15 protein-coding genes, 1 tRNA gene and 1 pseudogene are annotated in these 20,026 nt (G+C 74.2%); 4 read left to right on the top strand and 13 right to left on the bottom strand.

Annotated elements, in window-relative coordinates; translation table 11 throughout:
• Positions 1–48: 48 nt before the first annotated feature.
• Together argS and ACZ5GH_RS23040 are read right to left on the bottom strand one after the other, a co-directional pair.
• Positions 49–1,710, bottom strand: a complete 1,662-nt coding sequence (gene argS, locus ACZ5GH_RS23045; protein WP_387750263.1) for an arginine--tRNA ligase — start codon at positions 1,708–1,710, stop codon at positions 49–51.
• An 83-nt stretch (positions 1,711–1,793) separates the two neighbouring features.
• Entirely contained in the window at positions 1,794–2,273 is a 480-nt protein-coding gene (locus tag ACZ5GH_RS23040; RefSeq protein WP_387750603.1) for a response regulator, read from the bottom strand.
• 177 nt (positions 2,274–2,450) lie between these two features.
• On the opposite strand from ACZ5GH_RS23040, the gene ACZ5GH_RS23035 reads away from it, so the two are divergent.
• Positions 2,451–2,522 (top strand) — tRNA-Arg (locus tag ACZ5GH_RS23035).
• Between the two features lie 136 nt (positions 2,523–2,658).
• On the opposite strand, the gene ACZ5GH_RS23030 is transcribed toward ACZ5GH_RS23035, so the two are convergent.
• The 3 genes from ACZ5GH_RS23030 to ACZ5GH_RS23020 form a co-directional block, all read right to left on the bottom strand.
• Positions 2,659–3,627, bottom strand: coding sequence for a trypsin-like serine peptidase (locus ACZ5GH_RS23030; protein WP_464335147.1), 969 nt, complete (start codon positions 3,625–3,627; stop codon positions 2,659–2,661).
• Between the two features lie 284 nt (positions 3,628–3,911).
• Positions 3,912–5,540: an MFS transporter gene (locus tag ACZ5GH_RS23025; RefSeq protein ID WP_464335146.1), complete on the bottom strand. Its 1,629-nt coding sequence runs from the start codon at positions 5,538–5,540 to the stop codon at positions 3,912–3,914.
• A 196-nt stretch (positions 5,541–5,736) separates the two neighbouring features.
• Positions 5,737–7,461 (bottom strand): DUF885 domain-containing protein, encoded by a 1,725-nt coding sequence (locus tag ACZ5GH_RS23020; RefSeq protein ID WP_387750254.1) that lies wholly within the window; start codon positions 7,459–7,461, stop codon positions 5,737–5,739.
• 119 nt (positions 7,462–7,580) lie between these two features.
• Between ACZ5GH_RS23020 and ACZ5GH_RS23015 the strand changes: the two genes are divergently transcribed.
• Entirely contained in the window at positions 7,581–8,339 is a 759-nt protein-coding gene (locus tag ACZ5GH_RS23015) for a TetR/AcrR family transcriptional regulator (protein WP_387750252.1), read from the top strand.
• 99 nt (positions 8,340–8,438) lie between these two features.
• On the opposite strand, the gene ACZ5GH_RS23010 is transcribed toward ACZ5GH_RS23015, so the two are convergent.
• From ACZ5GH_RS23010 to ACZ5GH_RS22975, 8 genes and pseudogenes are all read right to left on the bottom strand, one after another.
• Positions 8,439–9,290 carry a fumarylacetoacetate hydrolase family protein gene (locus ACZ5GH_RS23010; RefSeq protein WP_387750249.1) on the bottom strand — a complete coding sequence of 284 codons (852 nt, stop codon included), beginning with the start codon at positions 9,288–9,290 and terminating at the stop codon, positions 8,439–8,441.
• A gap of 257 nt (positions 9,291–9,547) precedes the next feature.
• Positions 9,548–10,765 carry a serine/threonine-protein kinase gene (locus ACZ5GH_RS23005; protein WP_464335145.1) on the bottom strand — a complete coding sequence of 406 codons (1,218 nt, stop codon included), beginning with the start codon at positions 10,763–10,765 and terminating at the stop codon, positions 9,548–9,550.
• Between the two features lie 112 nt (positions 10,766–10,877).
• Positions 10,878–11,861 carry an ABC transporter substrate-binding protein gene (locus ACZ5GH_RS23000; protein ID WP_387750243.1) on the bottom strand — a complete coding sequence of 328 codons (984 nt, stop codon included), beginning with the start codon at positions 11,859–11,861 and terminating at the stop codon, positions 10,878–10,880.
• A gap of 44 nt (positions 11,862–11,905) precedes the next feature.
• Positions 11,906–12,658: an amino acid ABC transporter ATP-binding protein gene (locus tag ACZ5GH_RS22995; RefSeq protein ID WP_387750601.1), complete on the bottom strand. Its 753-nt coding sequence runs from the start codon at positions 12,656–12,658 to the stop codon at positions 11,906–11,908.
• Between the two features lie 53 nt (positions 12,659–12,711).
• Positions 12,712–13,734: an amino acid ABC transporter permease gene (locus ACZ5GH_RS22990; protein ID WP_387750240.1), complete on the bottom strand. Its 1,023-nt coding sequence runs from the start codon at positions 13,732–13,734 to the stop codon at positions 12,712–12,714.
• Between the two features lie 26 nt (positions 13,735–13,760).
• A complete protein-coding gene (locus ACZ5GH_RS22985; RefSeq protein ID WP_387750238.1) occupies positions 13,761–14,705 on the bottom strand; it encodes an ABC transporter substrate-binding protein in 945 nt (314 codons plus the stop codon).
• Positions 14,706–14,880: 175 nt separating this feature from the next.
• Positions 14,881–15,354: pseudogene (locus tag ACZ5GH_RS22980) on the bottom strand (GNAT family N-acetyltransferase); the annotation flags it as partial.
• Positions 15,351–16,511: an LLM class flavin-dependent oxidoreductase gene (locus tag ACZ5GH_RS22975; RefSeq protein ID WP_464335144.1), complete on the bottom strand. Its 1,161-nt coding sequence runs from the start codon at positions 16,509–16,511 to the stop codon at positions 15,351–15,353. The gene ACZ5GH_RS22975 and the pseudogene ACZ5GH_RS22980, both read right to left, overlap by 4 nt.
• 602 nt (positions 16,512–17,113) lie before the next feature.
• Here ACZ5GH_RS22975 and ACZ5GH_RS22970 point away from each other — a divergent pair.
• Together ACZ5GH_RS22970 and ACZ5GH_RS22965 are read left to right on the top strand one after the other, a co-directional pair.
• Positions 17,114–18,067, top strand: a complete 954-nt coding sequence (locus ACZ5GH_RS22970) for an amino acid ABC transporter permease (RefSeq protein ID WP_387750231.1) — start codon at positions 17,114–17,116, stop codon at positions 18,065–18,067.
• A complete protein-coding gene (locus ACZ5GH_RS22965) occupies positions 18,064–19,992 on the top strand; it encodes an FAD/NAD(P)-binding protein (protein ID WP_464335143.1) in 1,929 nt (642 codons plus the stop codon). Before ACZ5GH_RS22970 ends, ACZ5GH_RS22965 begins: the two co-directional genes overlap by 4 nt.
• Positions 19,993–20,026 lie beyond the last annotated feature (34 nt).

The raw sequence follows: 20,026 nt of genomic DNA, 5'->3' as shown, positions 1-20,026 counted from the left end.
GTCCTCGTTGACCGTCAGCCGCCCCCGCAGTGCGCTTGGGGGTGGTGCCTACATCCGCTCGGGCGCCGTCACGCCCAGGAGCGTGAGGCCGTTGGCGAGCACGGTGCGCGTCGCCTCGACCAGCCAGAGGCGGGCGCGGTGCGTGTCGTCGAGCTCCTCGTCGCCCTTGGGCAGGAACATGCAGTTCTCGTACAGGCGGTGGTATTTGCCCGCGAGGTCCTCCAGGTAGCGCGCGACCCGGTGCGGCTCGCGCAGCTCGCCGGCCGTGGCCAGCACGCGCGGGAACTCCGCGAGGTGGCCGAGCACGTCGGACTCCCACTCGGTGGCCAGCAGCTCGGGCTTGAACTGCTCGACCGTGCCCTTGTCGACGCCCAGCTCGGCGGCCTTGCGCGCCACGCCGCACATCCGGGTGTGCGCGTACTGGACGTAGAAGACCGGGTTCTCGTTGGTCTGGCTGGTCAGCAGGTTGATGTCCAGCGTGATCGTGGAGTCCGTGGAGGAGCGCGCCAGGGTGTAGCGGGCGGCGTCCACGCCGATCCACTCGACCACGTCGTCGATCGTGATGATGTTGCCGGCCCGCTTGGACATGCGGACCTCTTCGCCGTCGCGAAGCATCTTCACGAACTGGCCGATCTTCACCTCGATGTTGTGGTTCATGTCGTCGCCCGCGCAGGCCGAGATGGCCTTGAGGCGGTTGACGTAACCGTGGTGGTCGGCGCCCAGCATGTAGAGCGCGACCTCGGCGCCGCGGTCCCGCTTGGACAGGTAGTACGCGGCGTCGGCGGCGAAGTAGGTCTTGTCGCCGTCGGCCTTGATCAGGACGCGGTCCTTGTCGTCGCCGAAGTCCGTGGTGCGCAGGAAGACCGCGCCCTCGTTCTCGAAGACGTGGCCCTGCTCGCGCAGCCGGTCGATGGCCTTCTCGACCGCGCCGGAGTCGTGCAGCGTCTTCTCCGAGAACCACACGTCGAAGTGGGTGCCGAACTCGTCCATCGAGCGCTTGATCTCGGCGACCATGAGCTTGAGGCCCTCGGTGCGGAAGACCTGCAGCTGCTCGGCCTCGGGCAGGTCGAGCACGCCCGGGATCGCGTCGGTGAGCGTCTTGGCGATGTCGACGATGTACTCGCCGACGTACCCGCCCTCCGGCACCTCGCGGCCGTTCGCGGCGGCCTGCAGCGAGGCGGCGAACTTGGTGATCTGCACACCGGCGTCGTTGAGGTAGTACTCGGTGGTGACGTCGGCGCCGGAGGCCCGCAGCACGCGCGCCAGCGAGTCGCCGACGGCCGCCCAGCGGACGCCGCCGATGTGGATCGGGCCGGTCGGGTTGGCGGAGACGAACTCCAGGTTGATCTTCAGGCCCTTGAGGGCGTCGTTGCGGCCGTAGGCCTCGCCCGCCTCGACGATGGTGCGGGCGAGCGCACCGGCGGTGGCGGTGTCCAGGGTGATGTTCAGGAAGCCCGGACCGGCGATGTCGACCTTGGCGATGCCGGTGATCCCTCGCAGGCGCTCGACCAGCAGTTCGGCAACGGCTCGCGGCGGCTTGCCGGCCGCCTTGGCGAGCTGGAGGGCCACGTTGGTCGCGTAGTCGCCGTGGTCCCTGTTCTTGGGCCGCTCGACCGTCACGTGCTCGGGCACGGCGACGGCCAGCTCGCCCGCCTCGACGGCGGTGCTCACTGCGGCCTGGATTGCCTGGGAAAGGTCTGCGGGGGTCACGACGCCAAGCGTAGGCGAGACGGGGTGCCCGCCCGCCACCCGGTTTACCGGTTGGGACGCCGGGGCGCCGTCGTTACGGGGTCTCAGCCGCCGTCGCCGCATTCTGTTCGCTCAGGGCGAACTATGTCGGGCGGTCCGGCGGGGCGTCCGGCGGCCCGGCCGCCGGACGGCTCCCCGGGCGGTTCCCCGGGGTGGCCCTTGAGCCGCATCAGGCGCCGGACCAGCGCCACCAGGTCGGCCGGGTCGAAGGGCTTGCCCAGGTAGCCGTCCACCCCGACGGTCTCCCCCAGGTCGAGGTCCGCCGGGGTGCAGGCGCTCACGATCGCGATCGGCAGCCGGCTGGTGTCCGGGGTCGCGCGCAGCCGGGCCGCCGTCCGCAGGCCGTCCAGCCGCGGCATCATCACGTCCAGCGTCACCACGTCGGGCTGCACCCGGCGGATGACCTCCAGGCACTCGGCGCCGTCGGCGGCGGTCACCACCTCGAAGCCCTCGAGCTCCAGGTTGACCCTGATCAGCTGGCGGATCACCTCGCTGTCGTCCACCACGAGGACCCGCCCGGACACTCCCGACACCTCACCGAGGGTATCGGCGGCCCCGCCGCCCCGTCCGGCCTTTGGGCACTTCCGCCGAGGCCCGCCGGCACCGCCCGGACGGTCTCCGGGAAAACCCGTGCACGGACCACGGCCGGAGCCTGGTAGTGTTCTCCACGTCGGAAGCGCGAGCCGCCGACAGGCCGACAGGCCCCCGTAGCTCAGGGGATAGAGCACCGCCCTCCGGAGGCGGGTGCGTAGGTTCGAATCCTACCGGGGGCACTCACGCTGTGATTGCGAGAGTGTAACCAGGGCCCAGATCAGTGGAGTTGTTCCACGGATCTGGGCCTTCGTCATGTTCCTGGGCCGTTCGGCGCCGGGCCGGCCGGGGCCCGGTTCGGGACCGGGCCCCGCGGGCTCAGGAGGCGGCCGTCTCGGCCTGGGCGTACAGGTCCGCGATGGTGTGGTCGAAGAAGGCGCTGTACGAGGTGTCGTCGGTGTCGCCGCCCTGCTGGTAGCCGCCTATCGTGCCGATCACGTCGCCGGTGGCGGTGTCGATCCACGGGCCGCCGCTGGTGCCGGACGGGTAGCCCGGGCACTGGACGACCCGCTGGTACTCGCTCTGCCGGGCGGTGGTGTTGGTGCACAGGAGCGGCGTCTCGGAGGCGGCGGGGTAGCCGTAGAGCCGGACGGTCGCGTCGAACGGCTCGTCCGTGCCCAGCCGGTTGCCGCCGACCACGTCCTCGACGTTGCGGCCGTCGCTGGGGGCGGTCTCCAGGATCGCGAAGTCCTCGTCCACCTCGCCGTTGCGGGACCAGCCGTCGGTGGTGTGGACCGCGGTCACCCGCCAGGTGCCGTACGGGGCGGTGCCGTCGCGGTAGCCGGGCGCGAAGGTGACGCCGTCGGTGCCGCCGAGGCAGTGCGCGGCGGTCAGCAGCAGGTTGCCGGTGGCGCTGTGCAGCACGCTGGCGGTGCAGAAGTGGTCGCCGGCCGCGAGGGCACCGCTGAACAGCGGGCCGACGGTTTCCGTCTCCCGGTCGCCGGCCGGGGCCGGGCCGGTGGTGCCGAGGGCGGCGTCGTGGGCGGCGGGAGTGGCCGTCGCGGAGGCCGGGTCGGCCGGGGCCGGGGCGGCGGTCGGGGTCGCCGACGCGGACGCGGGCGGCGAGGGGGCCGCGACCGGGGTGGCCGCCGCCTGGTCGCCGGCCGGGGCGGGCGCGGCGGCCGCCCGGGTGCTGCGGGCCGCCTTCCCGGCGGCCGTGGTGTCGGACAGGTCCAGTCCGTGCGTCCCGGTCAGCACGGCGGCGACCGCCACCGCGGACAGCGCGGTGAACAGGGACGGGGCCAGGAGTCCGCGGCGGCGCGGCCTCTGGCGGCGGTGCTTGCCCATGCCTGTTTCTCCTGCCGGGGCGATCGGGGGCGGCGTTCGGTCAACGACTATGACGCCTCGGCCTGGAAAGGTCGTGACGGGCTCCTCGGAGTTCGATGAGAAATCCGTCGCCCGCCCCCGCCTGCACCGTACCGGCCAGGGCGCCGTCCGTGCGGGTCCGCGCCGTCCCGGTCGTGCGGATCGGTGGAGGAACCGCCTGCACGGCGGCGCCTCCTCGACCCCTGGACGGTGGCCAGGGGTCAAGGAGGCGCCGGAGGTTGACTGCGAGACCCTGCTGCACGTTCTCAGTCGCCCGGTGGCCGCTCCGCCCCCGTCTCCACCCGGGCGTCGCTCGCGGGCCGGACGTTGGCCCGGACGTCGGCGGCGGCCGCCGCCCGCAGGCCCGTCGGCCGGCCGTCCCCGGCGGGTACGGCCGCCGCCCCCGGCTCCGCCGCGGCGCCCTCGACGCCGGTGGCCTCGCCCGGCGCCGGCCGGTGGTCGATCATCAGCACCGCGACCAGCGCGGCCAGCGCCAGCACGCCGGTCGCCACCCAGGTGGCGACGACGTAGCCGTGCACCGCCCCCTGGGCCTGGACCGCCGGGTCGGCGGCGACCCGGGTGGCCAGGAAGCTCGCGGTGGCGCTCGCCGCGACCGTGTTCAGCAGCGCGGTGCCGACCGAACCGCCCACCTGCTGGGCCGAGTTGATGGTGGCCGAGGCCGCGCCGGCCTCGTTCGGGGCGACCCCGAGGGTGGCCAGGCTCATCGCCGGCATGAACACCAGGCCCATGCCGAAGCCGATCAGCAGCTCGGCGGGCAGCACCATGGCGGCCCACGCGCTGTCCACCCGCATCTGGGTCAGCCAGGCCATGCCGCCCGCGGCGAGCAGCAGGCCCGGGCCGACCAGGTTCCGGGACGGCACCCTGGTCATCATCCGGGCCGCGAAGCCCGTCGAACTCAGCACGATGGCGACCGTCATGGGCAGGAAGGACAGACCGGACACGATCGGCGAGAAGTGCTTGATGGCCTGCAGGTAGTAGGTCAGGAACAGGAACGTGCCGAACATGCCGACCATCGCCAGGCCGATCGACAGCGCGCCCCCGCCGCGGTTGCGGTCGGCCACGATGTGCAGCGGCAGCAGCGGGTGCGCGGTGCGCCGCTCGACCAGGACGAACAGCGCGAGCAGCACGACGCCCAGCAGCAGCGGGCCGAGCACCAGGCCGTCGCCCCAGCCCCGGGTCACGGCCTCGGAGGTGCCGTAGACGATCGCCAGCAGGCCGCCGCAGCCGAGCAGCGCCCCGGGCAGGTCCAGCCGGGTCCGGCGGCCCTTGGCGACGTGGTCGCGCGGCAGCACGCTGAACGCCGCGAAGGCGGTGACGGCGGCGATCGGCACGTTGACGAACAGGCACCAGCGCCAGTCCAGGTACTCGGTCAGCAGACCGCCGGCGATGAAGCCGATCGCGGAGCCGCCGGCCGCGATCGCGCCGAAGATGCCGAAGGCCGTACTGCGTTCCCGTGGATCGGAGAAGGTGGTGGAGAGCAGCCCCAGGGCGGAGGGGGCGAGCAGGGCGCCGAACGCGCCCTGGAGGGCACGGGCGCCGAAGAGCATGGCCGGGCCGGCCGCCGCGCCGCCGACGGCGGAGGCGAGGGCGAAGCCCAGCAGGCCGACGGTGAACACGCGTTTGCGGCCGAAGAGGTCGCCCAGCCGGCCGCCGAGCAGCAGCAGACCGCCGAAGGCGAGCGTGTAGGCGGTGATCACCCACTGCCGGTCGGCGTCCGAGATGCCGAGGTCCCGCTGGGCCGACGGCAGTGCGATGTTCACGATGGTGATGTCGAGCACGATCATGAGCTGGGCGGTGGCGATGACCGCCAGCGCCCACCAGCGGCGGTGGTCCGCGTCCTCATGACCGTGACCGGTGGCGGTTTGCGCAGTCACTGGTCGGAGCCTTTCCGGAGTGGGGCGGAGAGGTCACGCAGTCGCCTTCCAGCGAAACTCCGCTCCGGACGGATCGCAAGGAAAAACCTCACCAAATCGGTCCTCCGGGACAAAAGGACCAGGCCCCCGGGACTCCGGACCGAGTCCCGGGGGCCTGGTTCCACGGCCCTCGTCGCGGCCCGCGCCGCGTCGTGGATCAGAGCGCCGACAGCTCCTCGACCAGGTCGTCCAGCCCCAGCGAGCCCTGCGAGAGCGCCGCCATGTGCCAGGCCTTGAGGTCGAACTCCTCGCCGCGCGCCTCGTGCGCCGCCTTCGCCGCCGCCCGGCCGCGCAGCCAGGCGCGCTCGCCGAGCTTGTAGCCGATCGCCTGGCCGGGCAGGCCCAGGTAGCGGACCAGCTCGCTGTCCAGGAAGTCCGCGGACAGCCCGCAGTACAGGCCGAAGAACTCCCGGGCGTACTCGGGGCTGACCGGCTCGCCCGGCTTGTACGGGGAGTCCGCCGGGAACTCCATACCCACATGCATGCCGATGTCGACGATGACCCGCAGCGCGCGCATCATCTGCGCGTTGAGGTAGCCGAGGCGGTGGCCGGGGTCGGTGAGGTAGCCGAGCTCGTCCATCAGGCGCTCGGCGTACAGCGCCCAGCCCTCCAGGTTGGCACTCACCCCGCCGAGGCTCACCTGGTAGGTGGAGAGCCGGTCGGCGACGTAGTTCCACTGCGCGAGCTGGAGGTGGTGGCCCGGCACGCCCTCGTGGTACCAGGTGGAGACCAGGTCCCAGACCGGGAAGCGGTCCCGGCCGAGCAGCGGCAGCCAGGTCCGCCCGGGGCGGCTGAAGTCCAGCGAGGGCGCGGTGTAGTACGGCGCGGCGGCGCTGCCGGCCGGGGCGATCTTCGACTCGACCCGGGTGACCGGCTCGGCCAGGTCGAAGTGGGTGCCCTGGAGGTCCCGGACGGCCTGGTCCATCAGGCCCTGGAGGTACTCCCGGGCGGCCTCGGCGCCCTCGATGGCCGGGCCCTCGGTCTCCAGCCAGCGCATCGCCGCCAGCGGGCCCGCGCCCGGCAGGACCTTCTCGGCCTCGGTCTCCATCTGCGCCAGCAGGTCGTGGAACTCGCTCCAGGCCCAGGCGTAGGCCTCGTCGAGGTCCAGGTCGGCGCCGGTCCAGTAGCGCACCCAGCGGACGTAGCGCTCCCGGCCCGCGGTGTCCGGGGCGCCGGCCGCAGCCGGGCCGTACACGTCGCGCAGCCAGTCGCGCAGTTCGGCCAGCGCCTCGGCGGCGGCCACCGCGTGCTTCGACAGCTCGGGGTGCAGCGCCTCCGGCGCGCCCTGGACGAACTGGCCGAACCAGGCACCGGGAAGCCGCTCGTCGGCGGGCGCGTCCTCGCCCAGCCACTCGGCGAACTGCCCGAGCACGGTGGCCACCTGGCGCGGGCCGGACAGCAGGCCGCGCTCGACGCCCTCGGACAGCGTCCGCCGGTACTGCTCGAACGCCACCGGGACCTTCGCCAGGCGGCGGCCGACCACCTGCCACTCGGCCTCGGTGTCGGTGCCCATCAGGGTGAAGGACTCCCGCAGGTCGTGCACCGGGCAACCGAGGTTGCGCAGCGAGCGGAAGTTCTCCCCCGCCTCGTGGACGGCGAGTTCGGCGGTCAGCCGCTCGCGCAGCAGGCGGGCGCAGCGGCGCTCCGCCTCGTCCTCGGCGGCGCCGGCCCGCTCGGCCTCGTCGAGCTTCGCCAGGGTGCGGCGGGCGAGGGCGGCCACGGCCTCGGGACCGGCCGGGGAGAGGTCGGGCAGCCGGTCGTCGTCGAGGTTGACGCCGAGGTACACCGCGGTCAGCGGGTCGAGCTCGGCCAGTTCGCGGACGTGGTCGTCGGCGATGCGGCGAGGGGTGGCGCCGTCGGCGGTGATCAGTTCTTCACGCATTCGGACATCATTTCGTGGCACGGCGGCTTTGCAACCCCTTTGCGACCGGCGTTCGCCTGCGAAAATCCGTTCGGCGCGACAGGACCCGATCCGTCCGGCGGCCATTACGCTTGGCCGCCATGGAAGCCAGCCCCACTCCGGCCGCCGGCCAGGGCCCCGGCCCGGCCGTACCCGAGCCGCGCCCGCGCCGCACCGGCTACCGGCGGCTGCCGGTCCAGCAGCGGCGCGAGCAGCTGATCGCGGTCGCCCTGGAGCTGTTCGCCTCCCGGCCGCCGGAGGAGGTGGGCCTGGACGACGTCGCCGAGGCCGCCGGGGCGTCCCGCCCGCTGGTGTACCGCTACTTCGCGGGCGGCAAGCAGCAGTTGTACGAGGCCGCGCTGCGCACCGCGGCGGACGAGCTGACCAGCCGCTTCGCGGTGCCGGTGAGCGGGACGCCGTCCGAGCAGCTGTCGGCGGTACTGGACGGCTACTTCGCCTTCGTGGCCGAGCACGACGCGGGCTACTCGGCGCTGCTGCGCGGCGGTTCGGTGGTGGAGACGGCCCGCACCTCGGCGATCGTGGACGACGTCCGGCGGGCGGCGCTGCGGCGGACCCTGCGCCACCTGGGCGTGCGGGAGGCCGGGCCGCGGCTGACGCTGCTGGTGCGCTCGTGGATCGCGGTGGTCGAGGGCGCCTCGCTGAGCTGGCTGGACGAGGGGCGCGCGCTGCCGGTGGCGGAGCTGCGCGACTGGCTGGTGGACCAGTTCACCGCGATGGCGGCGGCGACGGCGCTGCACGACCCGCAGACGGCGGAGGTGCTGGCGGGGGTGCTCGCGCTGGAGGGGCCGCGGCCGGAACGGGCGGCGCGGCTGCGGGCGGTGCTGGGCGGCGCGTCGTAACGGCGCGCTCCGTCGCCGGCGGTACGGCGGCGCGCTTCGTCGCCAGCGGTACGCAGGCTCTCCCGACCCCCGTGCCAAGGGTCGGGGCGGCCTCGGCCGTCAGGCCCTGCCGAGCACCTGGCGCTGGCGGCCGAGCCCGTCGATCTCGATCTCGACCACGTCGCCCGGGGCGAGGTACGGCGTGCCGGGGCGGCCCAGGGTGACGCCGGCCGGGGTGCCGGTGATGACCACGTCGCCCGGCTCCAGCACCATGAACCGGCTCGCGTAGCGGACCAGTTCGAGCACCGGGAAGATCATCTCGGCGGTGCTGCCGTGCTGCCGCCGCTCGCCGTTGACCCAGAGCCGCAGCGTCAGCGCCTGCGGGTCGGCCACCTCGTCGGCGGTGACCAGCCAGGGCCCGAGCGGGGTGAAGGTCTCCGCCGACTTGCCCTTGTCCCACTGGCCGCCGCGCTCGAACTGGAAGGCCCGCTCGGTGACGTCGTTGGCGATCGTGTACCCGGCGATCACCCCGGCCGCCTCGGCGTGCGAGTCCAGGTAGCGGGCGGTGCGGCCGATCACGACGGCCAGCTCGGCCTCGTAGTCGGTCTTCTCGCCGCCGCGCGGCACCAGCACCTCGTCGTACGGGCCGACCACGGTGGAGCCCGGCTTGAGGAAGATCACCGGCTCGGCCGGGATCGCGGCCCCGGCCTCGGCCGCGTGGTCGCGGTAGTTGAGCCCGATGCCGACCACCTTGCCCGGCCGGGGCACCGGTGCGCCGACCCGCAGGCCGTCGAGGTCCACCACCGGCAGGAGCCCGGCGGCCGCGTCCCGGGCCAGCGCGGCCGGGTCCAGCCCGGCCAGGAAGGCCCCGTCGAGGTCGCGGGCCCGCCCCGAGAGGTCGTACGCGGTGCCGTCCTCGCCCAGGACGACCGGGCGCTCGGCGCCCCGGGGTCCGACGCGCAGGAGCTTCATCGATCCGTCACCAGCCTTTCGTCGCAGCTCACCGGGGCGGCGCGGACGCCGCTCCCGAGTCCGGCAACGAGGTATACCAACGCGCCGGGCGGCGGACCAGACCGTTCCGATGGGCGAAATCCTCCCGGTTGCCGGGCCGGCCGCGGCGCCGGCTCGGCGGCCCGCACGGTTGACACCCGGCGGACGTCCGCCGTCGCGGGCCGACGGCGGCGCGGGTCCACGGCGGTACGGCCCCGCACCCGGGCACCGAGGACCCCTCAGTCGTCCTGCGCCCCGCCGCCGAGCAGCACCGCCAGGGTCGGCCCCCCACGGGCCCGCCCCGGGCCGAGCCGGGCGGCCTCCCGCTGCCAGTGCGCGAGGTCGCGCCGCGCGTCCGCCCGGGCCTCCGGGGTGGCGCCGGGCGCCTGGACCAGCTCGTCCAGCAGGGCGACGGCCGCGCCCGGGCTGCCGTCCCGGGCCAGCCACAGGGCCAGGTCGTGGCAGGTGCGCAGGGTCCGCGGGTCCTCCGGGCCGCAGATCCGGGCGAAGTCGGGGACGAGCGCGGTGAGGATCTCCACCGCCTCGGCCGCCTCCCCGGCCTCGCCGTGCCGCCAGGCGCGGTCGGCCCGTCGGCGCAGCTGCTCCGGGCTGGGGTCGTCCGGGCGCAGCATCCCGGGCCGGACGCCGCGCAGCCGCTCCAGCACCTCGGCGGCGCCGGCCGGCCGCCGGTCGGGCCGCTTGGCGAGCAGTTCGGCGATCAGCCCGGCCAGCGCCGGGTCCTTGCTGCGCACCCGGGACGGGACCTCCTCCAGGTGCTTGTACATGTACTCGGCGGCCGAGGCGGCGCGGAACGGGCGCGCGCCGGTGCAGACCTCGTACAGCATGATGCCGAGCGCGTAGAGGTCGGCCCGGCCGTCCACCGCGCCGCCGGACCAGCACTCGGGCGCCAGGTACGGGACGGTGCCGACCACGTTGCCGGTGGAGGTGAGCCGGACGGTCTGGGTGACCAGCCGGGCGATGCCGAAGTCCAGGACCTTGGCCCGCTCGCCCTCGTCCGCGATCATCACGTTCTCGGGCTTGATGTCCCGGTGGACGATCCCCGAGCGGTGCGCGGCCTCCAGCGCCTTGCACACGTGCCGCATCCAGCGCAGCGCCTGCCCGTGGTCCGGCCGGGCGCTGTCCTTGAGCACCTCGGACAGCGCCCGGCCGCGGACCAGTTCCATCACCAGGTACGGGATCCTCCCGGAGCCGGTCTCGGTCCAGCCGTAGTCGTACACGGTCACGATGTGCGGGTTGTTGAGGCCGCCGGCCGTCCGGGCCTCGCGCACGAACCGGCTGACCGCCTCCCGGTCGGTGGCGTGCTCCGCGAGCAGCACCTTGACCGCGACCTCCCGGTCGATGGTCGTGTCGGTCGCCCGCCAGACCACGCCGAAACCGCCCCTGCCCAGCTTCTGCTCCAGCCGGAAGCGACCGCCGAGCACCTCGCCCTTCTCCATGCCGTCCCCCAACTCGACCGCGACCGCCCGGCGTTCGCCGCCGGACGGGTCACCATAGCGGCGGGCGGGAACGAACAGGTGAACGGGCCCGGCCCGGTGCGCTCCGGTGCCGTCACGGCTTGGGCAGCCCGGGCGGGTTGATCTCGGAGCCGCGCACGGCCTCGCCGTCCAGGCCCCAGCGCTTGAGCACCTGCCCGTACGTGCCGTTCCGGATCACCTCGTCGATCGCCCCGTTCAGCGCCTTGACCAGCCCGTTGTCCTTCCTGGTGGTCGCCGCGATCTTGCCGAGGACGTCCGCGCCGCCGCCCGAGTAGGTGCCGACGACCTCGGTCTCGCCGGTCCGCACGGCGTGGAAGGCGACGCTGGGGTTGGGGCCGGTGTAGACATCGATCCGGCCGGAGGAGAGCGCCAGGTAGTACTCGGTGCCCTGGAAGTACTTGATGTCGATCGGCTTGAGGCCGTTCCTGACGTTCTCCTCGCTCCAGGAGACCAGCAGCTTCTCCTGGTTGGTGCCGGTGGCGACGCCGACCGACCGGCCCGCGAGGTCCCCGGCGCCGGTGACCTTGAGGCCGCTGCCCTTCCTGGCCTCGAAGCCCAGGACGTCCAGCCGGTAGGTGGCGAAGTCGTACTTCTCCTTGCGCGCCTCGGTGACGGTGATGTTGGAGACGCCCACGTCGTACTTGCCGCTGTCCAGGCCGACGAAGATGTTCTCCCAGGAGACCGGGTGGAACTCGACCTTGAGGCCCAGCACGTCGCCGATCAGCGAGGCGAGGTCCGGTTCGACGCCGATGACGGTCCGGTCGTCGTCGGCGTAGAAGTCCAGCGGCGGGGTGGTGCCGATGGAGTCGACCACGCTCAGCGTCCCCTTCCTCCTGATCTCCTCCGGGACCAGCGCGGCGATCGCGTCGACTTTGGGCGTGGTGACCCGGTGCTGGTTCGGTGACAGGTTCACCACCGTGCCGTCCGGCGCGGTGCTGCCCCCGGCCGGGCCGGGTTCCGCCGCCGCGCCCGTGGCACCGCTGCCGCAGCCGGCCAGGACGAGGGCGGCGGCGAGCGCTCCGGTGGCGGTCAGGACGGCGCGACGGGGTAGGGACATGGCGGAACTCCTGCTCGGTGAAGGGGGTTCGGAGAGACGGGCGGTCAGAGGACCTTGGCCAGGAAGGCCCGGGTGCGCTCGTGCCGCGGCCGGTCCAGGACCTCGGCGGGCGGCCCCTGCTCGACCACCACGCCGCCGTCCATGAAGACCACGGTGTCGGCGACCTCGCGGGCGAAGCCGATCTCGTGGGTGACGACGATCATCGTGGTGCCGCTGCGGGCCAGGTCCTTGATGACGTCCAGCACCTCGCCGACCAGCTCCGGGTCGAGCGCCGAGGTGGGCTCGTCGAACAGCAGCACCTTGGGCTCCAGCGCCAGCGCCCGGGCGATCGCCACCCGCTGCTGCTGCCCGCCGGACAGCTGCCGGGGGTAGGCGGCGGCCTTGTCGGCCAGCCCGACCCGCTCCAGCAGCGCCAGCGCCGCCGCCCTGGCCTCGGCCCTGGGGCGGCGCAGCGCGGCGACCGGCGCCTCGACCAGGTTCTCCAGCACGGTGAGGTGCGGGAACAGGTTGAAGTTCTGGAACACGAAGCCGATGCCGGTGCGCTGGCGCAGCACCTCGCGCTCCCTGAGCTCGTACAGCTTGTCGCCGGAGCGCCGGTAGCCGATCAGCTCGCCGTCGATGGCGACGTGGCCGCGGTCCAGCTTCTCCAGGTGGTTGATCGCGCGCAGCAGGGTGGACTTGCCGGAGCCGGACGGCCCGAGCACCACGGTCACCGAGCCGGCCGGGACGTCCAGGTCGACGCCGCGCAGCACCTCCAGCCGGCCGAAGCTCTTGTGCAGGCCGCGGACCCGCACCATCGGGGCGGCCGGGGCCGGACCGGCCGGCGCCGGGTCGGGCTTCGTCAGGGTGGTCACGACTGTCCTCCGGGGGTACGGGCGGCGGCGGGCCGGATACGGGCGGCGGCCGGCCGGGTGCGGTCCGGCAGGCTCCGGGCGAAGGCCCGGACGCGCTGCCACGGGGTGGGCGGCGGGGTGCGCTCCGCGCCGCGGGCGAAGTGGCGCTCGACGTAGTACTGGCCGATCGAGAGCAGGGTGGTCAGCAGCACGTACCAGACGGTGGCGACCATCAGCAGCGGCACCACCCGGCCGGTGCGGCCGTAGATCACCTGGGCCTGGTAGAAGAGCTCGCCGATGGCCATCACGTAGACCACCGAGGTGCCCTTGAGCAGCGAGATCACCTCGTTGGCGGCGGCCGGCAGGATGCCCCGCATGGCCTGCGGCAGCACGATCCGCCAGCCCTGGCGCCAGCGCGGGATGCCGAGCGCGGCGGCGGCCTCCCGCTGGCCGGCGTCCACCGCGATGACGCCGCCGCGGATGATCTCGGCGGCGAACGCGGCCTGGTGCAGCCCGAGGCCGAGCACCGCCGCGCCGAGCGCGCCGAGCACCCCGACGGTCTCGACGTCGCCGAAGGTCGGGCCGAACGGGACGCCGATCCCGAACCGCTTGTACAGGTAGGAGAGGTTGAACCAGAACACCAGCTGGACGATCAGCGGGATCGAGCGGAACACCCACACGTAGGCCCAGGCGACGGACCGCAGGACCGCGCTGCGGGACAGCCGCATCGCGGCCACCACGGTGCCCAGCAGGAAGCCCAGGACCGTGCCGTAGACGGTGAGTTGGAGGGTCCGTCCGATCGCCCGGAGGATGGTGTCGGCGGTGAAGTAGAGCCGGAAGGTGGCCCAGTCCCAGCCGGGGTTGGTGGCCAGGCCGTGGGCGAACTGGGCGAGCACGACCAGGGCGGCGATCCCGGCGGCCCAGCGCCAGGGGTGCCGGGCGGGGACGGTCCGCAGGCCGTCCAGGGCGTCGAGGTCGAGATCGGGGGCGGCCGCCGGGCGGCGGGCCGGGGCCGCGGGGGTCTCGGTGGTGACGGTCATCGGGGTCTCCTCACAGGGGCCGGCGCTCAGCCGTGCTCGGGCGGGCTGATCTGCGACTCCTTGATCGCCGACTCGGCGACCCCCCACTTGCGCAGGATCCGCTCGTACGTCCCGTCCTTGATCAGCTGGTTGACCGCCGCCTGGAGGGCCGGGGCGAGCTTGGAGCCCTTCTTCAGGGCGAAGCCGACGTCGAGGCGGTGGAACTCGCCGAGGAAGCGGGTGCCGGAGGCCTCCTGCGCGGCTTGGTGGCGCAGGCCGTTGATGGTGGACATCTCGACGTCCACCCGGCCCTGCTGGAGGCTGGTCAGCAGGGCGCCGCTCTCGCTGAACGCCTTGACCTCGTACGGCTTGCGCCCGGCGTCGGAGCAGGCGTTCCGACGGCTGTTGAGGGTGGTCTCGAAGGTGGTGCCGGCGCCGGTGCCGATGGTCAGTCCGCAGAGCTGGAGCAGGTCGGTGACCGGCTGGATCGCGGTGTTGTCCTTCTTCACGGCGAAGCCCTGGCCGTCGTCGATGTAGGTGACGAAGTCGATGGTCCTCAGCCGGGCCGTGGTGACCCCGAAGTTGCCGGTGCCGACGTCGTACTTCCCGCTGTCCAGGGCGGGCAGGATGGTCTCGAAGGCGGCCTCCTCGCGCTGCACGGTGAGGCCCAGCAGCCTGGCGACCGCGTCGGTGAAGTCCACGTCGATCCCGGCCGGCTTCCCGCCCGCCTGGTCGGCGTGGAACGCGGCGGGCGGCGAGCCGACGGCCGAGCCGAACTTCAGCGTGCCGGCCCGGCGGACGTCCTCGGGCAGCAGTGCGGCGGCGGCCTCCGAGCGGGTGAGGCCGGAGACGACGTCCTCGGTGGCGGTGGCGGCCGGACCGACCGGCCCCGCCGCGCCCGCGATCTTCGGGTCCGAGCCGCAGGCGGCCAGGGCCAGGACCGGCAGCAGGGCGGCGGTCGCGAGCAGGCGGCGGGCGGTGCTGGTTCTCACGGGGAGCCTTTCAGGAGGTCGGGGCCGGAACGGACGACTGCCGTCCGCCGGCGGCCGGTCGCTTCGCGGGGCGGCGCTCCGCGGGCACGGGCGGCCGCTCCGCGGGCACGGGCGGACGCTGCTCGGACACGGGCGGACGCTGCTCGGACACGGGCAAGCGCTGCTCGGACACGGGCAGCCGCTTCTCGAACGGGAGCGGGCCGATGGTCAGCGGGTCGGCCGAGACGTCGAACAGCGGGGTGTAGCCGGACGCCAGGTAGAGGCCCCTGGCCTCGGGCTGGCGCGGGCCGGTGGTGAGGTACAACCGGGTGTAGCCGGCCGCGGCCGCCGTCCGCTCCAGCTCGGCCAGCACCCGGCGGGCCAGGCCGCGGCGGCGGTGGGCGGAGTGGGTCCACATCCGCTTCACCTCGGCGGTGTGCCCGTCGTAGCGCTTGTACGCGCCGCCGGCCACCGGTTCGCCGTCCTCCAGCAGGAGCAGCAGCACTCCGTGCGGCTCGGCGAAGGCCTCGGCCGGGTAGCGGGTCATCTCCTGGCGGCCCTCGGGGCCGTACCGGGTGACGTACTCGTGGGTGAGCTCGCGCAGCAGCGGTTCGACCAGCGGATCGTCGGCGGCCACCGTGCGGAACCCGGAGCGGTCGGCCGCGCTCACGCCTGCGCCGCGATCAGCTGGTGGCGGTCGCGCTCGGCCCGCTCGGCCCGGGCGGCCGCGGCGGCGTCCCGCTTGGCGACCTCCTCGCGGACGATCGGGATGACGTACCGGCCGAAGTCGATCGCGTCGTCCAGCAGGTGGTAGCCGCGCGCGGAGAGGATGTCCACGCCGAGGTCGTAGTAGTCGAGCAGCGCCTGGGCGACCGTCTCCGGGGTGCCGACCAGCGCGTTGGAGTTGCCCGCCCCGCCGGTGGCCGCGGCGGTCGGGGTCCACAGCGCGCGGTCGTAGCGCTCGCCGGCCTCGGCGATCTCGATCAGCCGCCGGGAGCCGGCGTTCTCGGGCGCCGCCGTCCGCGGCGCGGCCCCGGGCGCGGCTCCCGGCCGGCCGGCGCCCCGGCGGGCCCGGATCGCGGCCACCGTCCGGTGCGCCTTCTCCCAGGCCAGCTCCTCGGTCGGCGCGATGATCGGCCGGAACGCCACCTGGATCCGCGGCACGTCGGTGCGCCCGGCGGCCCGGGCCGCCTCCTTCACCCGCTCGATCTGCTCGGCGGTGCGGGCCAGCGGCTCGCCCCACAGGCAGTAGATGTCGGCCTCGGCGCCGCCGGCCGCGTACGCCGCCTCCGAGGAGCCGCCGAAGGACACCGCCGGACGCGGCTGCTGGACCGGGAAGACGTCCGAGACGAAGTCGTTGAAGCGGTAGTACGGGCCCTCGTGGTCGAAGGGCTCCCGGCTCGTCCAGGCCTTCTTGACGATGCCGATGTACTCGCGGGTGCGCTCGTAGCGCTGGTCCTTGGTCAGGAAGTCGCCCTCGCGCTGCTGCTCGTGGTCGTTGCCGCCGGTGATGAAGTGCACGGTCAGCCGGCCGTCGCTGATCCGGTCGAGGGTCGCGAAGGTCTTCGCCGCGAAGGTCGGGTAGGAGACGTTGGGCCGGTGCGCCAGCAGGATCCGCAGCCGGTCCAGGTGGGAGGCGAGGAAGGCCGCCGCGGCCGCCGGCTCCGGGGCGCCGGCCGCGTACGCGAAGAGCACCCGGTCCCAGCCGTGGTCCTCGTGCGCCCGGGCCAGCCGCAGGGTGTAGTCGCGGTCGAAGGCGGCGGTGGTGCGGGCGGTGGTCTCCGAACCGTCGCCGGTGGCGGCGATGCCGAGGAATTCGACGGGCATGGCGGAACCTTTCGGGTGGGCGGAAGTCCGACGGGCCGCGGGCGGGCAGCCCGGAGGCGGCCGCGGCGGGGCGGCCGTCGAGCAGGGTGAGGACGCGGGGAGTGCGGGAGGGACTGCCGGAGCGCAGTGCGAGGTCATCGGCGGCAGCGGACGCCCGGCGTGCCGTCGGAGGTCGACGGACGGGACCGGGCCGCGACGGGGCGAACCGAGGGAGGCTCCCCGCGGGGAGATCAGGCCGGACGGGCGGCCCGCTGCCGGGTCAGCCGCGACACGCCGCGGACCACACCCGACCGAAGTCGATGTGGTCACGGCTGACCAGGGGCTGCTCGGCGTACATGGCCTCAAGTTGAGCAGTCGGCCGATCGGTACGTCAACCATCCATCATTGCCGCACTGTTGCGATCTCCTGTCACTTCTCCGACGGCCGCCGGAGGACCGCTCCGGCCCTCCCGACCACCCTTGACAGCCGTCGATCGCGCGTGCGTACGATCGACGCGGAGTGCAGTGCCTGCGCCGGCCGTGTTGAGGGACACGGGCCGCGCCCCGCGTACGTGACCACCGCCGTACCCCTCCCCGCCCGCACTCCGCCCAGGAGCCGCCGCCATGGCCACCCCGCAGGACGTCCTGCCCGCCCCCTCCGCACTCGACCGGCCCACCGCGCCACCCGATCCCGAGGCCCGGATCGTCGCCCGCCGCAAGCCCGGCCAGTGGGCGGCCGCCGCCGTCGCCCTGCTGCTGGCCGCGATGGCGGTCAACTCGGTGGTCCGCAACAGGGCCTTCCAGTGGAGCGTCGTCGCCGACTGGTTCACCGCCCGGTCCGTGCTCGAAGGGCTCACCCTGACCCTCTGGCTGACCGCCGTCACCCTCGCCCTCGGCTTCCTGTTCGGCACCCTCCTCGCCACCATGCGGCTGTCCGCCAACCCGGTGCTGCGCACCCTCGGCTGGGCCTACGTCTGGGTGTTCCGCTCCACCCCGCCGCTGGTGCAGCTGCTGTTCTTCTTCAACATCGGCGCGCTCTACCCGACCCTCGGCCTGGGCATCCCGTTCGGCCCCGAGTTCGTCACGGTCAGGACCGTCAACCTGATGGGTCCCACCCTGACCGCCGTCGTCGGCCTCACCCTGCTGGAGACCGCGTACGCCGCCGAGGTGATCCGCGGCGGCATCCTCTCCGTGGACCGCGGCCAGCTGGAGGCGGCGTCCGCGCTCGGGCTCGGCCGGTGGCGGGTGCTGCGCCGGATCGTGGTGCCGCAGGCGATGCGGGCGATCGTGCCGACCGCCGGGAACATGCTGATCGGCGCGCTCAAGGGCACCAGCATCGTCAGCGTGCTGGCCGTCTCCGACCTGCTCTACTCGGTGCAGCTGGTCTACCTCCAGTCGTACCAGGTCATCCCGATGCTGATGGTCGCCACCCTCTGGTACCTGGTGGTCACCACCCTGCTGTCCGTCGGCCAGTACTACGTGGAACGGCACTTCGCCCGGGGCGCCACCCGCGACGGCCTGCCGCCCACCCCGCTGCAACGGGCCCGCGCGGCCTTCGCCAGGGTGGTACGGGCATGACGCGCCTGGTCATCGTCGGCGCCGGCCCGCGAGGCACCGGACTGCTGGAGCGGATCGCCGCCAACGCCGCCGAACTCCTGCCCGCCGACCGGCCGTTGGCGGTCCATCTGGTCGACCCGTACCCGCCGGGCGCGGGCCGGATCTGGCGACACGACCAGTCCCCGCTGCTGCGGATGAACTCGATGGCCGAGGACGTCACCATGTTCACCGACGAGCGCTCCACCCTCGAAGGGCCGGTCCGCCCCGGCCCCTCACTCGCCGAATGGGCGCCGCGGCAGGAGGAGTTCGCGCCGTACCGGGAGGTCGCCGACCCGGCCGTCCGGGCCGAGCTGCGCACCCTCGCGCCCACCGACTTCCCCACCCGCCGGGCCCAGAGCGCCTATCTGGACTGGGTGTTCCGCCGCGCCGTCGCCGAACTGCCCCCGCACGTCTCGGTCACCGTCCACCGCGACACCGTCCGGCGGATCGAGGGCCCGGCCGACGGCCCGCAGACCGTCCACCTGACCGACCGGACGCTCACCGCCGACCACGTGGTGCTCGCCCTCGGCCACCTCGACTCCGCCCCGCACCCGCGCTTCGCCGCCGACGCCGCCTTCGCCGCCCGGCACGGCCGCTTCCACCTGCCGCCCGCCTACTCCGCCGACGTGGCGGCGGAGTTGGCAAGGCCGGCCCCCGGCGAGCCGGTGGTGCTGCGCGGCCTCGGCCTCGCCGCGGTGGACCTGGTCGCGCTGCTCACCGAGGGCCGCGGCGGCCGCTTCGAACCCACCGGCGACGGGCCCGCGCTGCGCTACCTCCCGTCCGGCCGCGAACCGGTGCTCCACCTCGGCTCCCGGCGCGGCGTCCCGTACCACTCCAAGACCGGCTACCGCCTCCAGGGGCCGCCCGCGCCGCTCCCCCGGTACTTCGACCAGGCCGCCGTGGACGCCGTGCTCGCCACCCCCGGCCCGCTCGAACTACGGCGCGACTTCTGGCCGTTGATGGCCAAGGAAGTCGGCTTCGGGCACTACCACGAGCTGTTCCACGCCCACCCCGAACGCACCGCCCTGCCCTGGCCGGAGTTCCTCGCCCGCTACGACCGGCACGGCTGGTACAGCCCCGGACTCGCCGCCCTGGTCGCCGAGGCCGTCCCCGACCCGGCCGACCGGCTCGACTTCGAACGGCTCGACCGCCCGCTGGCCGGGCTCGAACTCGGCACCGACGAGGAGCTCCAGGCGCACCTGCGCGCGTACGTCGCCGCCGACGCCGACCGCCGCGCCGACCCCGCGCACAGCGCCGACCTCGGCGCCTTCCTCGCCCTGCTCTCGCTGTTCGGCCAGCTCCCCCGGGTGATGTCGAGCGGCCGGCTCACCGCCCGCTCGACCGCCGAGGAGGTGGACGGGTGGTTCTTCGGGTACTTCGGCTTCCTCGCCTCCGGCCCGCCCGGCTTCCGGCTGCGCCAGCTGCTCGCCCTCTCCGAGGCCGGGGTGGTGCGCTTCCTCGGCGCGGACGTACGGATCGAACGGGACGAGGCGAGCGGCACCTGGCGGGCCTCCGGCGCCACCGTGCCCGGCCACCGCGTCACCGCGACGGCGCTGATCGAGGCGTACCAGCCGGCGCACGCGCTGGCCCGCACCCTGGACCCGGTGCTGCGCGAGCTGTACCGCACCGGACGGGTCGTCGAGGAGGTGGTCGCCGACCCGGACTACACCCACCGCTCCGGCCTGGTCACCATCGCCCCCGCCGACGGCCGGCTGCTCGACCCGGCCCTCGGCGGCGCCCCGCACCCGCGCCGCACCGCCCTCGGCCCGCACACCAGCCTGCGCGCGGCCGCCGCCTTCGCCCGTCCGCGCACCGACGCCCCGGGCTTCCGGCAGAACGACGCCGCCGCCCGCGCCCTGCTCCGGGCGCTGGCCGCGCTCCCGGCCGTCCCGGCGCTCGCGGCGTGAGCGCCGGGGGCCGGGACCGCCGGGACCGCCGGGG

Source organism: Kitasatospora sp. Xyl93 (genome assembly GCF_055383135.1).
This window is presented reverse-complemented; position numbering and strand designations above follow the sequence as displayed.

Excerpts from the sequence above, each read along its gene's own strand:
- ACZ5GH_RS23030 (WP_464335147.1), bottom strand. The coding sequence starts at position 3,627 with ATGGGCAAGCACCGCCGCCAGAGGCCGCGCCGCCGCGGACTCCTGGCC.
- ACZ5GH_RS23020 (WP_387750254.1), bottom strand. The coding sequence starts at position 7,461 with ATGCGTGAAGAACTGATCACCGCCGACGGCGCCACCCCTCGCCGCATC.
- ACZ5GH_RS23015 (WP_387750252.1), top strand. The coding sequence starts at position 7,581 with ATGGAAGCCAGCCCCACTCCGGCCGCCGGCCAGGGCCCCGGCCCGGCC.
- ACZ5GH_RS23010 (WP_387750249.1), bottom strand. The coding sequence starts at position 9,290 with ATGAAGCTCCTGCGCGTCGGACCCCGGGGCGCCGAGCGCCCGGTCGTC.
- ACZ5GH_RS23005 (WP_464335145.1), bottom strand. The coding sequence starts at position 10,765 with ATGGAGAAGGGCGAGGTGCTCGGCGGTCGCTTCCGGCTGGAGCAGAAG.
- ACZ5GH_RS23000 (WP_387750243.1), bottom strand. The coding sequence starts at position 11,861 with ATGTCCCTACCCCGTCGCGCCGTCCTGACCGCCACCGGAGCGCTCGCC.
- ACZ5GH_RS22995 (WP_387750601.1), bottom strand. The coding sequence starts at position 12,658 with ATGGTGCGGGTCCGCGGCCTGCACAAGAGCTTCGGCCGGCTGGAGGTG.
- ACZ5GH_RS22990 (WP_387750240.1), bottom strand. The coding sequence starts at position 13,734 with ATGACCGTCACCACCGAGACCCCCGCGGCCCCGGCCCGCCGCCCGGCG.
- ACZ5GH_RS22975 (WP_464335144.1), bottom strand. The coding sequence starts at position 16,511 with ATGCCCGTCGAATTCCTCGGCATCGCCGCCACCGGCGACGGTTCGGAG.
- ACZ5GH_RS22970 (WP_387750231.1), top strand. The coding sequence starts at position 17,114 with ATGGCCACCCCGCAGGACGTCCTGCCCGCCCCCTCCGCACTCGACCGG.
- ACZ5GH_RS22965 (WP_464335143.1), top strand. The coding sequence starts at position 18,064 with ATGACGCGCCTGGTCATCGTCGGCGCCGGCCCGCGAGGCACCGGACTG.